Genomic DNA, 12,374 nt, shown 5'->3' with positions numbered 1-12,374 from the left:
CCCCCTACGAGGCGCTCGCACGCTCCGGACCCCGCACTACGAGGCGAACGCGTCCACCCCGGTGAGCTCCGCGGACAGCGTCCACAGTCGCGCCGCCTGCTCCGGGTCCACCGCCCAGTCCTTCACGCCGGCCCGCTCACCGTCGGCCGGGGCGGGCTCGGCGATGTCGCAGTCCTCCAGGTAGACGCCGCCCATGCCGGTCAGCTGGGGTGAGGTCGCGGCCCACACCTGGGTCGCGGCGCCCTGCTCGGGCGACTTGAAGCCGTCCTGCGGGATCGGGTTGCCCTCCTCGTCGATCCAGCCGTGGGCCACCATCTCCTCCTTCGGCAGATGCCGCTGCAGAGGGGTGAGGATGCCGCCGGGGTGCAGCGCGAAGGCCCGTACGCCCCGGTCCGCGGCGAGCCGGTCGAGCTGGACGGCGAACAGGACGTTCGCGGTCTTCGCCTGGCCGTAGGCCTGCCACTTGTCGTAGCCCTGCCGCCAGTGCACGTCGTCCCAGCGGATGCCGGAGAAGTGGTGACCGCGCGAGGACACGGACACCACCCGGGCGCCGCCGGGCTCGATCGCCGGCCACAGCCGGTTGACCAGGGCGAAGTGACCGAGGTGGTTGGTCGCGAACTGGGCTTCCCAGCCGGGCCCCACCCGGGTCTGAGGGCAGGCCATGATCCCGGCGTTGTCGATCACGATGTCGATCGTGCGCGCCGAGTCCAGGAACCGCTCGGCGAAGGAGCGCACGCTCTGCAGGTCCCCGAGGTCGAGCGTGTCCACCTCGACACCGTCCACGCCGTCGAGCGCCTCCCGCGCGGTGTCAGGCCGACGTGCCGGTACGACGACCCGGGCGCCCGCCCCGGTGAGGGCACGCGTGGTCTCCAGGCCGAGCCCCGAGTAGCCGCCGGTGACGATCGCGAGCTTGCCGGAGAGATCGATGCCGTGCAGGACGTCGTCGGCGGTGCTGTGGGCGCCGAACCCCGAGCCGATCTTGTGCTGTGCAGTGCTCATGTCCGGAACGCTACGAATTGGAGTGCTCTCGAAGTCAAGCCGACCGGGCCGGGGCGGGCTGCGCCGGCAAAGAAGCAAGCCCCGGCCGGGGCGGGGGAACCACGGTCGGGGCGGTCTGGGGTGGGCGCGGATGGCGGTCGCCTCTCGGCGAAAGGCTCCACAGGGCTTCAGCCGAACGATCGTCCCTGTGGGCAAAAGGTGAGGCCCGGGGACACTGTCCCATCCGCACCCACGAGTTGTTCAACGGGCAACCACCCTTGGGTGTTCCAGCGCGGAGGCCGATGACAGGTGATCTGCGTCACCCGCGCGGGCCTGTCGAAACGGTCTCGCTCCACACGTTCTCGGCCTGCAGCAGCAGGGTGCCGAGCACCGTCGCCCGAGCCGCGCCCTGCCCGGCGTGCTCCCGCAGCCACTCCTGGAGCTCCCGTCGCAGCCGCAGCATCGTGGCCTCGGCCCGGTCGTCCGGACCCGCCCTCTCGTCCTCTCCGACCTCCAGCAGACGCCTGCTCTCCAGCTGGCACGCGTCGCCGATCAGGTCCAGCAGCCCGGCGTACGCGTGCAGCGCGGGCCCGTCGGGCGGCAGGGGAGTGCGCTCCTCGTCGGCCGCGACGGACAGTGTCCGGGTGAGGGCCCTGATGTGCCCGGTGACGCGGCTCCAGCGCTCGTCCTCCTCCTCCGGTGGCGCCGGCCGCGAAGCGCGCCGCACCCGCAGCGGTCCCGCTCTCAGCCTGAGGCTCTCCCGGCTCCAGCCCCGCGCCGACCGCAACGTCTCCAGCCGGCGCTCCAGCCGCGCCGAGGCACTCGACCAGCCGGCCGCGCTCTGCGCGTTCCACTCGGTGTCCCGCAGATCGGCGGCCACGGTGTGCAACAGGTCCCCGGACTCCCGGGCCAGCGCCGCGAGGTTCTCCCGTACGTCCCGCAGATGGATCGGCGGCAGCACCAGCGCGTTGACGGCGACCCCGATCACCGCGCCGAGGGCGGCCTGCCCCACCCGGTGTCCGACGGCGGCCGCCCCGGCCGCGCCCGTGGCCAGGGTGAACAGCGCGGTCGTCGCGCCGAAGACGCCCTGGTCGCCGAAGCGCCGCCAGTTGGCCAGCAGCATCAGCAGGGGGATCGACAGGGCCAGCGCGCCCAGAGTGCTCCCGGTGAGCGCCAGCGCGGCCGAGGCGAGCACGGTACCGGCACAGATCGCCGTGAACTGTCGCGCGGCCTGGAGCAGCGAGCTGTACACGGTGGCCTGCACCAGGATCAGCGCGACCCAGGACGCCATCAGGGCCATCGGATCGCCGAGCCAGACGCTCCCCACCAGCCAGGCCAGCAGCGCCGCGGCCGCCGCCTTGAGCGACTGCACGACCAGGTCCCGCTCCCGGCCGGGCCCGGCCCAGGCGGCCCGGGCGGCCTTGCCGACGGAGTCCGCCTCCCGCCGTAGCGCGTTGATCACCCGGGCGCCCCCGTCGGTCCGCCGGCGTACGGATTCCGCCGCCCGGTGACCCGGCGCGCGGGCCGAGGCACCCCGTCCGTCGCACGCGTCATCAGGCGTGCGTGTGCGGCTGCGTGTCCGGGCCGCCCGGCACGTCGGCCAGGGGGCTGTCCGCCAGCGTCGCGAGCAGATGGGCCGGATCGTCGTAGACCGCCTGCGCGCCCGCGTCCAGCAGGTCGGCGCGGGGGATGCCGCCGCACAGCACGCCCACACAGCGCACCCCGGCGCGGGTGCCGGCCCGCATGTCCCACACGGTGTCGCCGACGAAGACCGCCCGCTCGGCGGCCACCCCGGCCAGTTCCAGGGCGTGCTCGACGGGCTCCGGAGCGGGCTTGCCCTCCTCGACGTCGTCGGCGCTCGCGGTGGCGTCGATCGCGTCGTCCGCGGAGATCGCCCGGCGCAGCGCGGACAGCTCCGCGCCGCCCGCCGAGGTGGCGAGGACGATGCGCCAGCCCTCCCGGGCGAGCCGTCGCAGCAGCCGGTCCGCGTCCCGCAGCGGGGGCAGCCGGTCGAAGTACTGGCCGTACAGGGCCTTGTGCGCGGCGCTCAGCTCGGCGTCCCGGTCCTTGTCCCGGTCGTCGCCGAGGAGGTGGGCGATCAGATCGGTCGAGCCGAGCCCGACGGCCCGGTGGACGGCGTGCATGGGCACCCGGTGGCCGGCCTGGCGGAAGGCCTCCCACCAGGTCGTCACGTGGAGGTGATTGGTGTCGACAAGGGTGCCGTCGACGTCGAACACCGCCGCCCGTTCCATGGACTGCCCCTTCCTGGCGCGAATCGTTTCTCTCGCCGGTCGAGTACCACGTCAGACGCCCGCCACTCGGGCCGGTGTCCGGCCCTCATGGGTCCAGGCCAGCAGTTCCTCCAGGCTCCAGGTGGTCACCACGCGCTCCGCCGGAATCTCGCACTCCGCCGCGCGGGCGCACCCGAGGATCTGCCAGTCCAGCTGGCCGGGCGCGTGCGCGTCGGTGTCGATGGAGAACAGCACGCCCGCGTCGGCGGCCCGGCGCAGCAGTCGGCGCGGCGGGTCCAGCCGCTCGGGCCGGCTGTTGATCTCCACCGCCGTACCCGACTCGGCACACGCCGTGAACACCTCGTCCGCGTCGAACTCCGACTCGGGCCGCCCCCGCCCGGTCACCAGCCTGCCCGTGCAGTGCCCCAGCACGTCGGCGTGCGGATCGCGTACGGCGGTCACCATCCGCCGGGTCATCGAGCGGGCGTCCATGCGCAGCTTGGAGTGCACCGACACCACGACGACGTCCAGCCGGTCCAGCAGCTCCGGCTCCTGGTCCAGCGAGCCGTCCTCCAGGATGTCGCACTCGATGCCGGTGAGCAGCCGGAACGGCGCCCAGGTGTCGTTCAGCTCCGCCACCACGTCCAGCTGCCGCCGCAGCCGCTCGGGGGACAGGCCGCGGGCCACGGTCAGCCGAGGCGAGTGGTCGGTGAGCGCCGCCCACTCATGGCCGAGCTCGGCCGCGGTCCGGCCCATCTCCTCGATCGGGCTGCCGCCGTCGGACCAGTCGGAGTGCAAATGGCAGTCCCCGCGGAGCAGCGCCCGCAGCCGCCCGCCGGCCCTGCTGTCGGCGGCGGCGGACTCCTCGGCCTCGCCCTCCAGCTTCTCCAGATAGCCCGGCGTCCCACCCGCCAGTGCCTCGCGGACCACCTGGGCCGTCTTCGGGCCGACGCCCTTGAGCGACTCCAACGACCCGGCCTCCGCCCGCTCGCGCACCTCGTCCTCGGGCAACGCGGCGAGCACGCGGGCCGCCGTCCGGAACGCACGGACGCGGTAGGTCGGCGCCAGGGCCCGCTCCAGCAGGAAGGCGATCCGCTCCAGGGCCTCGACGGGGTCCATCGCCACCTCCTCCTCCAGAGTTCCCCAGGCTCCCCGGAGCCGCACCCCGGACGGTCGGCGGGGGCCGCCGGGCGCCGGCCGAAGGAACCGTCGACGTCTCGAGGACCCGCCGAAGCGAGTGGCGCTTTACGCTCTATGCATGACCGAAAGCATGAGCCCGCACATGTCACACCCGCGGATCATGGTGCTCGGGGTTCAGCCGGGTACGCCTCCGTTCCGCATCATGGAGATCGACGGCATGGTCGTCGGTCAGGCGAGGACCATCACCGACGTCCTGCAGTATGCCGCCGCGTTCGGCATCACGGTCCACGACCTGGACGACCCGGACGTGGTCCGCTGGGTCGGCGGGGACAAGTTCACCTGGCACCACCGCTAGGCCCTGTCGTCAAATTCCCGCCTGCCGCGCGGCGACAGGGCCTAGATGTGCTGTCCGGGTCACCCGACCGTCCACTTCTGGTTCCCGGCGCCCGTGCAGGTCCACAGCTGCAGCCGGGTGCCGTTGGCCGTGTCGGCGCCGGTCACGTCGAGGCACTTGTCGGCCTGTGGGTTGACGATGTCGCGTGCCCCGGTGACGGTCCATCTCTGGTTGGGGCCGCCGGTGCAGTCCCACAGCTGGACGGTCGTGCCGTCCGCGGTGCCGTTGCCGGTGGCGTCCAGGCACTTGCCGAGTGCGCGGAGCGTGCCGTCCGAGCCCACGGTCCAGCGCTGGGCGGCGGTGCTGTTGCAGTCGTGGAGCTGGACGGGTGTGCCGTTGGCGGCGTTCGCCCCGGCCACGTCCACGCACTTTCCGGCCAGTCCACGGATCGCGACGCCGCCGGTCGGGCTGTCGCCGGTGGTCACCGAGACGTGGTCCACCACCAGTTGCTGCGGAAAGACCGTGGAGCCGTCCGGGTCGCCGGGCCAGTAGCCGCCCACCGCGAGGTTCAGGATCAGGAAGAACGGCTTGTTGAAGACCCATTGCCGGCCACCCAGGTCGGCGGGTGTGCGGCGCTGGTAGACGTTCCCGTCGACGGACCAGGTGATCGAGTCGGGCGCCCAGTCGACGGCGAAGGTGTGGAAGGCGTCGGCGAAGGCCTGCCCGCCCGGCAGCGAGTAGGCGGCGCCTATGCCGCCCGAACCGGAGTAGCCGGGGCCGTGGATCGTGCCGTGCACGGTCGAGGGCTCGAAGCCGACGTTCTCCATGACGTCGATCTCGCCGGAGTCCGGCCAGTTGACGGGCGTGCCCAGCATCCAGAACGCGGGCCACATGCCCTGCCCCCGCGGGACCTTCAGCCGCGCCTCGACGTGCCCGTACTGCGCGGTGAACTTCCCCGCGGTGTTCAGCCGGGCCGAGGTGAACTGGCAAGTGCCGTACCAGCACTGGTAGTTGGCCGGGTTCTCGCGCCGGGCCGTGATCACCAGATGGCCCTGGCCGTCCAGGGCCGCGTTCTTGTTGCCCGAGGTGTAGTACTGCCGCTCGTGGTTGTTGACGTTGTCGCCGGTCTCGATCTGCCACTTCGACGAGTCGACCGAGGCGCCCGCGGGCCCGTCGAAGGTGTCGGAGAACGCCACCGCCGCCGCCGAGACGTCCGGTTGTTCGGCCTGAGCCGGGCCGATCGCGGCGGACGCGACCAGGACGGCCGACAGGGCGGTGAGCAGAGCGGTGCGGAGCAGGCGTGGGGAGGCCATCGTGCTCCCTTCCGTGCGACGGCCCGCGGGGCGGGGCGCCGACCGAGGTGGGGGGTGAAGGTGTCGCCACTTGATTTAAGGAGTGAGATAAGAGGTCGTCAATACCTTGGTACGGACCAGAGTTTTCCCCATCCTTCGTCCGCCGCCGAAGTGTCGTGTTCCTAGGCTTCTCGCCATGAACGCCGCACACATCGGTGAGCTGCTCGCGATCCTGGGCGCGGGCACGGCAGCCGGAGCCGTCAACGCCGCCGTCGGGTCGGGGACGCTGATCTCGTTCCCGGTCCTGCTCGCCACCGGCCTGCCGCCGGTCACCGCCACGGTCTCCAACGCGCTCGGACTGATCCCGGGGTCGATCAGCGGAGCCGTCGGATACCGCGCCGAACTGCGCGGCCAGCGCCGCCGCATCCTGAAGTGGAGCGCCGGCGCCCTACTCGGCGGGCTCACCGGGGCCGCGCTGCTGCTCGCCCTGCCCGTCTCGGCGTTCGAACGGATCGTGCCGGTCCTGGTGGGGCTCGCCCTCGCGCTGGTCGCCCTCCAGCCGCTGATCAGCAGGCGGCTGAGCGCCCGCCGGGCGCGCGAGGAACGCCCCGGGCGCCCCGACGGCGGCCCCCTGCTGCTCGTCGGCCTGACCCTGGCCAGCGTCTACGGCGGCTATTTCTCCGCAGCCCAGGGCATCATCTACGTCGCCCTGATGGGCATGCTCCTCGACGACGGCCTGCAACGCCTCACCGCCGTCAAGAACGTGCTCGTCGCCGTGGTGAACTCCGTCGCCGCGCTCTTCTTCCTCGTCGTCGCCGACTTCGACTGGACGGCCGTGGCCCTCCTCGCCGTCGGGTCCGCGGTCGGCGGCCATCTCGGAGCCACCCTCGGCCGCCGCCTGCGTCCCGCCGTTCTGCGCACGTTCATCGTGGTCGTCGGCACGGTGGCCATCGTCCAGCTGGTCCTGCGGTTCTAGGCGGCCTTGCTTTGGGTCTTCCCCGACCGTGACCCGCGCGCGTGCACGGCGCGGCTCAGTCGCCGCCCCAGCAGCAGGTAGCCGATCAGAGCCCCGGTGGTGTTGAGGATGACGTCGTCGATGTCGAAGGCGCGCCCGGTGACCAGGGCGCCCTGGGCGAACTCGACGAGGAGCATGACCGTCGCCGTCAGCAGGAGCACCCGCAGCACACCGCGCGTCCTCGGGGCGACGACCGGGACCAGGACGCCGAACGGCACGCCCAGCAGCAGATTCCCCCCGATCTGCCGGACGGCGTCGCGCAGTTCGGGCTGGTCCAGATAGGCCCGCAGCGAACGCCCCGGCCGCAGGTTGGTGTGCGTCAGGGCCTCCGACGCGGGGGACGGCTGCAAGGTGAGCTTCGCCAGGACGACGGCGAAGGCGACCATGAACGCGAACGCGCACACCATGGCCAGCAGCCGGGCGAGCAGGCGCAAGGGGTGCCGCTCGGATCGCGGGGACGGCTCGGGCTTGGCGGATGTGGAAGCGCGCCCGGATGCGCCCCCGGATTTGGGAGTGCGCCCGGAACTTCGAGCGCGCCCGGATTTGGCGGTGCGCCCGGACGCGGCGGCGCCTGCGGACTTGGGAGTGCCGGGGTGCAACGCGGCACGCGAACGTGGGGTTCCACGGGCCATGCGGTCCTCCAGTCTTCAACTTCCCTTTTGTAGTAGGGGGATTACCCCGGACCGGCGACACGATGCCCACCGTGCGGCTCCCGGTCCCGTTTCGCCCGCGGTTTCCCTTCACGCTGTCGGGGCACTCCGGGCGGAGACCCGCGCGCGCCGCCACCTCTGTCACCCGAGGCGGTGTTTGGATGACGCGGAACGGAAGTAACGGACATCTGGCCCGCGGAGGTGCCCCAGCATGGACCGGCGTACGACGCTCGTCGCCACGGCCGAGTTCCTGGCCTGGTGGGCCGCGCTCGCCGCGCTGTGGCTGATCCTCGTCAGCGCCGTGGACACCCTGGAACTCGCCGTCGGCGCGGGCGCCGCCGCCCTGGCCGCGCTCGCCGCCGTCGCCGCGCGCTGGGCGGTGACCGGACGATGAACGGCTGGCTCCTCGCGGCGACCGTCGTATTCGGCGGGGGAGTGGGCGCCACCCTCTGGGGCGTCACCACCGGACCGCTCAGCCGCCGGGTCGTGGCGCAGAACCTGTCCACCGCGCTGGCCTGCCCCGCACTGCTCCTGCTCGCCCAGGGCTACGACCGTCCCGCCTACGTCGATCTCGCCCTGGTCCTCGCCCTGCTCGGCCCCGTCGGCACCCTCGTCTTCGCCCGTCTGCTGACCGACGAACTCGCCGACGACCCGCCCCGCGCCTGGGGTGTGACCTGGGCCGCGGCCGGGTTCGCCGCGGGCGTGGTCGCGGCGCTGTGCGCGGCCGTCGGACCGAGCCGGGCGATGGCCAAACTCCTCCTCGTCGGCGCGCTGCTGATCGGCGGGAACCTCGTCGCCTCGCGCGCGCTGTCCGGCGGGATCGCGGGGGTGCGCGGTGGCTGACGCGGTCGTCGTCGTGGCGCTGCTGCTGGTCGCCGGCTCCGCGACGGTGGCCGTACTGGTCCGCGATCCCGTGCGTCAGGCCCTTGTCCTGGCCGTCCTCGGCGTCGTCCTCGCCGTGCTCTTCACCGCCGTGCAGGCACCGGACGTCGCCCTGTCGCAGCTCGCCGTCGGCGCTGCCCTCACCCCGCTGTTGCTGCTTCTCGCGGTCCGCAAGGTCAAGCGGCGCAAGGGGCGTGACCGATGAACCCGCGCACCCGGCTCGGGCTCGTCGCCTTCGGCGGCATCGGCCTCGCCGTGCTCCTCGTCGCCGCCTGTCTGCGGCTGCCCGACTTCGGCGGCGACAGCCACCCCTACGGCGACCGCGCGGTCCGCGCATCCCTCGCCCGGCACACCGCCAACACCATCGCCGCCGTCAACTTCGACCAGCGCGCCTTCGACACCCTCGGCGAGATGACCATCCTGTTCGCCGCCGTCGTCGGCTGTGTCGTCCTGCTGCGCCAGACCCGCGACGAGCACCGCGCCCGCCCCGAACCCGCCGACGTGGCCCCGCCGGTGCGCCGATACGCCCTGATCGTCCTGCCGATCGCCCTGGTCACCGGCCTGTACGTCATCGCGCACGGTCAGCTCAGTCCCGGCGGCGGCTTCCAGGGCGGCGTCGTCGCCGCGACCTCCCTGCACCTGCTCTACCTCGGCGCCGACTACCGCGCCCTGGAACGCGTCCGCCCGGTCGGCCTGTACGAGGTCGGCGACGCCGTGTCGGCCTCGGCGTACGTCGTCACCGGGCTCGCGGGCCTCGTCGGCGGCACCGCGTTCCTCGCCAACACCCTGCTGCCGTACGGCACGTTCAACACCCTGTCCTCCGGTGGCACCGTGTCGCTGCTGAACGCGGCCATCGGCATGGAGGTCGCCTGCGCGGTCGTCGTGCTGCTCGCCCGCTTCCTGGACCAGGCCGTCGAGATCGAGGAGGAGGACGGGAAGTGAGAGCCGCGATGGACGTCCTGCCGTACCTCGTCGCCGTGTGGATCTTCCTGGCCGGCTGCTACGGCCTGGCCACCAGTCGCAATCTGATCCACGCCGTCGGCTGTCTGTCCGTGTGCCAGTCCGGCACCTACGTCCTGCTGCTGGCCGTCGGCTACCGCGACGACGCCACAGCGCCCGTCTTCTCCGACATCGAGCCCGGCTCCCGTCCCGTCGTCGACCCCGTCGTGCAGGCCCTCGCCCTGACCGACGTCGTCGTCGGCGCCACCGTCACCGCGCTCCTGCTCGCCCTCGTCATTCAGGTCGCCAAACGGCACGGCACCGTCGACCCCGACGAACTCTCCGAGCTGCGCGGCTGATGAACGGCCTGCTGCCGCTGCTCGTCGCCGTACCGCTCCTCGGGGCGGCCCTCCTGGTCGCGGGCGGACGCCGGGTGCCCCGCGTCCTCGCCGAGTCCGTGGGCTGTGCCGTCTCGGGGGGCACCGCCGGACTCGCGCTCGTGCTGCTGCTGAACTCCTCGCCGCCGATGACCGAGTGGGTCGGCGGCTGGACGCCCGTCGACGGCCGCAGCGTCGGCATCGTCCTGGTCGGCGACGGGGCGGGGCTCGGCATGGCGGCCCTGGCCTCCCTGCTGACTCTCGCGGCGCTGGCGTACTCCTGGCACTACTTCGAGGAACCCCCACGCCGCCACGCCGGCTCCTTCCCCGCGCTGATGCTGCTCTTCCAGGCCGGGATGTGCGGGTTCTCGATCGCCGGCGACCTGTTCAACGCGTTCGTGTGGTTCGAGCTGATGAGCGTCGTCGCCTACGCGCTGACCGGCACCCGCGTCGAGGAGGCCAAGGCCGTCCAGGGCGCGCTCACCTTCGGCGTCGTCACCTCGCTCGGCGCGTACGCGATGCTCATGGGCATCGGGCTGCTCTACGCCCGCACCGGCGAGCTCGCCATGACGCAGATCGGCCGCGGCCTCGACGCGCACGGGCCGCCGGACGCCCTGGTCCTCGCGGCCTTCGTCCTCGTCCTGACCGGCCTGCTGGTGAAGGCGGCCGCCGTCCCCTTCCACTTCTGGCTCCCGGACGCCCACGCCGTCGCGCCCACGCCCGTGTGCATGCTGCTGTCGGGCGTCATGGTCGAACTCGGCGTGTACGGCGTCTGGCGGGTGTACGGCACCGTCTTCGCGGGACCCGGCGGCATCCCGGCCGCCGACCTGGAACGGGTGCTTCTCGTGCTGGGCTCGGTGACGGCGCTGCTCGGCGCGGTCATGTGCTGGTACCAGCGGCACGTCAAGCGACTGCTGGCGTACTCCACGGTCGCGCACACCGGGCTGTTCCTCGTCGGCATCGGCGCCCTCACACCCGAGGCCGACGACGGGGTCGCGCTGTACGTCCTCGGACACGCCGGTGTGAAGGCCGCCCTGTTCGCCTGCACGGGCATCCTTCTCGACCGGTACGGCAGCGTCGACGAGCACGCCCTGCACGGCCGGGCTCGGGAACTGCGGGGCGTCGCCGTGCTGTTCGCCGTGGCCGGACTGGCACTGGCCGGGCTCCCGCCGTTCGGCACGGCGTTCGGCAAGGCCGTCACGGAGGAGGCCGTCGGCGGCCCGCTCGTCGCCCTGTACGTCGCCGTGAGCGCGGTCACCGCCGGGGCCGTACTGCGGGTCGCGGCACGGGTGTTCCTGGGGCTCGGCCCGACACCCGAGGACGACCCGGAGCACGAGACGACCGGTGCCGGGGAGCGCCCCGAGACCCGGCACCGGCTCAGCCGCGTCCCCGACACCATGACCGCCGTCCCCGCGGTGCTCCTCGCCGGGGCGCTCGCCGTCGGCGTGGCCCCCGGCTTCGGGGAGATCGTGGCGCACGCCGTCAACGAGGCCGGGTCCGGCGGTGCGGTGGTCCCCGCACCGCACTGGAGCCCGGCCGGCGTACTCCTGGACCTCGCGTCCACCGCACTGTCCCTCGCCCTCGCGGCCCTCGCCGTCACCCGCCCGACGCTCCTCGCCGCCCCGGACCGCGCACGCCCGCTGCGCCGCCTGCAGTCCGGGCACGTCGGGGACTACGTGGCCTGGGTGCTGGTGGGCGCCACACTGCTCGGCGCGCTGGCCCTGCCGGGACTGCTGTCCTAGGGGGTGTTTCGAACGTCCCGCACAGCACCCACGGCGCCCGGCACGCACCCCCTGGCCGCGGGCGCGGGGCTCACGTCCCGTAGGTCACCTTCACCTCCTTGAAGCCCAGCGAGTGGAGCAGGCCTTCGAGCATGCCGGTGGTGTTGGTCTCGGCGCGTGCGGTCAGGCCGCTCTCCTTCGCCGCGTCGCCGATGTGCTTCACCGCCAGTTTCTGCACGGCCTGTTCGCCGTTCGGGTTGTCAGAGAAGAGATCGCCGAGACGGTCGAGGAGACCGCGCTCCTTGGAGACGGCGTAGGAGCGGTCGGGGTCAAGGGCAGGCTTGCCGAGGGCGGCGTGCGGCAGCCGGAGCGTGGCGGACGTACGGTCGCCGTCGACCGTGACGTCGTCCTCGCCGACCTTTCCGAGGTCTACATAGGCGTCCACGGTCCCCGCGCCGACGTACAGCGTGCGGGTGCCGCGGATCGCGTCGGGCAGGAACTTGGCGTCCTTCTCCAGATCCACGACGATCTGGAAGTTGCCGGAGGCGGCGTCGTAGCGGCTCATGTCCTGGATGGACTGGAGCAGCGCGGGACCCGAACGGTCGTTGGTCTCGGTGCCGAACAGGTCCTTCAGGCCGGGGATCACGCTCAGCCGGATCCCGGCGAAGAGGACGACGAGCACCAGCACCAGGGCACTGACCACCTTCGCCCAGCCGGGCACGCGCTTGTCGATGCGCTTGATGGGAGTCGTCATGGCGACGTTTCTCCTTCCCTCTTCAACCAAGTACCCCCAAATCCCTTGCCGGACCTGTCCG

15 protein-coding genes are annotated in these 12,374 nt (G+C 72.7%); 8 read left to right on the top strand and 7 right to left on the bottom strand.

Annotation, left to right across the window (positions count from 1 at the left end; genetic code table 11):
• Nucleotides 1–36: 36 nt before the first annotated feature.
• The 4 genes from ACFZBP_RS12875 to ACFZBP_RS12860 form a co-directional block, all read right to left on the bottom strand.
• A complete protein-coding gene (locus ACFZBP_RS12875) occupies nt 37–999 on the bottom strand; it encodes an oxidoreductase (protein ID WP_391412527.1) in 963 nt (320 codons plus the stop codon).
• A gap of 298 nt (nt 1,000–1,297) precedes the next feature.
• Entirely contained in the window at nt 1,298–2,437 is a 1,140-nt protein-coding gene (locus ACFZBP_RS12870) for an aromatic acid exporter family protein (protein ID WP_391413023.1), read from the bottom strand.
• A gap of 94 nt (nt 2,438–2,531) precedes the next feature.
• On the bottom strand, nt 2,532–3,230 hold the full coding sequence (locus ACFZBP_RS12865) for an HAD-IA family hydrolase (protein ID WP_391412524.1): 699 nt from the start codon (nt 3,228–3,230) through the stop codon (nt 2,532–2,534).
• Between the two features lie 51 nt (nt 3,231–3,281).
• Nucleotides 3,282–4,328, bottom strand: a complete 1,047-nt coding sequence (locus ACFZBP_RS12860; RefSeq protein WP_391412520.1) for a PHP domain-containing protein — start codon at nt 4,326–4,328, stop codon at nt 3,282–3,284.
• 139 nt (nt 4,329–4,467) lie between these two features.
• On the opposite strand from ACFZBP_RS12860, the gene ACFZBP_RS12855 reads away from it, so the two are divergent.
• Nucleotides 4,468–4,704 carry a hypothetical protein gene (locus ACFZBP_RS12855; protein ID WP_383442734.1) on the top strand — a complete coding sequence of 79 codons (237 nt, stop codon included), beginning with the start codon at nt 4,468–4,470 and terminating at the stop codon, nt 4,702–4,704.
• Nucleotides 4,705–4,763: 59 nt separating this feature from the next.
• On the opposite strand, the gene ACFZBP_RS12850 is transcribed toward ACFZBP_RS12855, so the two are convergent.
• Nucleotides 4,764–5,996 (bottom strand): ricin-type beta-trefoil lectin domain protein, encoded by a 1,233-nt coding sequence (locus ACFZBP_RS12850; RefSeq protein WP_391412517.1) that lies wholly within the window; start codon nt 5,994–5,996, stop codon nt 4,764–4,766.
• Between the two features lie 175 nt (nt 5,997–6,171).
• Between ACFZBP_RS12850 and ACFZBP_RS12845 the strand changes: the two genes are divergently transcribed.
• Complete coding sequence (locus tag ACFZBP_RS12845) at nt 6,172–6,951, top strand: sulfite exporter TauE/SafE family protein (protein WP_383442740.1); 780 nt, start codon at nt 6,172–6,174, stop codon at nt 6,949–6,951.
• On the opposite strand, the gene ACFZBP_RS12840 is transcribed toward ACFZBP_RS12845, so the two are convergent.
• Nucleotides 6,948–7,622 (bottom strand): VanZ family protein, encoded by a 675-nt coding sequence (locus tag ACFZBP_RS12840; protein ID WP_391412513.1) that lies wholly within the window; start codon nt 7,620–7,622, stop codon nt 6,948–6,950. The two genes, ACFZBP_RS12845 and ACFZBP_RS12840, sit on opposite strands and share 4 nt — an antisense overlap.
• Nucleotides 7,623–7,851: 229 nt before the next feature.
• On the opposite strand from ACFZBP_RS12840, the gene ACFZBP_RS12835 reads away from it, so the two are divergent.
• From ACFZBP_RS12835 to ACFZBP_RS12810, 6 genes are read left to right on the top strand one after another with little or no spacing between them, the layout of a single operon-like run.
• Nucleotides 7,852–8,034, top strand: coding sequence for a hypothetical protein (locus ACFZBP_RS12835; RefSeq protein ID WP_391412510.1), 183 nt, complete (start codon nt 7,852–7,854; stop codon nt 8,032–8,034).
• Nucleotides 8,031–8,483: a monovalent cation/H+ antiporter complex subunit F gene (locus ACFZBP_RS12830; RefSeq protein WP_391412507.1), complete on the top strand. Its 453-nt coding sequence runs from the start codon at nt 8,031–8,033 to the stop codon at nt 8,481–8,483. Before ACFZBP_RS12835 ends, ACFZBP_RS12830 begins: the two co-directional genes overlap by 4 nt.
• A complete protein-coding gene (locus tag ACFZBP_RS12825; protein WP_383442752.1) occupies nt 8,476–8,727 on the top strand; it encodes a hydrogenase subunit MbhD domain-containing protein in 252 nt (83 codons plus the stop codon). Before ACFZBP_RS12830 ends, ACFZBP_RS12825 begins: the two co-directional genes overlap by 8 nt.
• Nucleotides 8,724–9,464: an MnhB domain-containing protein gene (locus ACFZBP_RS12820; protein WP_391412504.1), complete on the top strand. Its 741-nt coding sequence runs from the start codon at nt 8,724–8,726 to the stop codon at nt 9,462–9,464. Before ACFZBP_RS12825 ends, ACFZBP_RS12820 begins: the two co-directional genes overlap by 4 nt.
• Nucleotides 9,465–9,472: 8 nt before the next feature.
• Nucleotides 9,473–9,820, top strand: coding sequence for a sodium:proton antiporter (locus ACFZBP_RS12815; RefSeq protein ID WP_383444039.1), 348 nt, complete (start codon nt 9,473–9,475; stop codon nt 9,818–9,820).
• A complete protein-coding gene (locus ACFZBP_RS12810; protein WP_391412501.1) occupies nt 9,820–11,580 on the top strand; it encodes a proton-conducting transporter membrane subunit in 1,761 nt (586 codons plus the stop codon). The genes ACFZBP_RS12815 and ACFZBP_RS12810 overlap by 1 nt, the downstream gene beginning before the upstream one ends.
• A 70-nt stretch (nt 11,581–11,650) precedes the next feature.
• On the opposite strand, the gene ACFZBP_RS12805 is transcribed toward ACFZBP_RS12810, so the two are convergent.
• On the bottom strand, nt 11,651–12,313 hold the full coding sequence (locus tag ACFZBP_RS12805; protein ID WP_391413021.1) for a DUF4230 domain-containing protein: 663 nt from the start codon (nt 12,311–12,313) through the stop codon (nt 11,651–11,653).
• Between the last annotated feature and the right edge of the window lie 61 nt (nt 12,314–12,374).

Source organism: Streptomyces sp. NPDC008086, from assembly GCF_042957325.1.
GTDB lineage: Bacteria > Actinomycetota > Actinomycetes > Streptomycetales > Streptomycetaceae > Streptomyces.
This window is presented reverse-complemented; position numbering and strand designations above follow the sequence as displayed.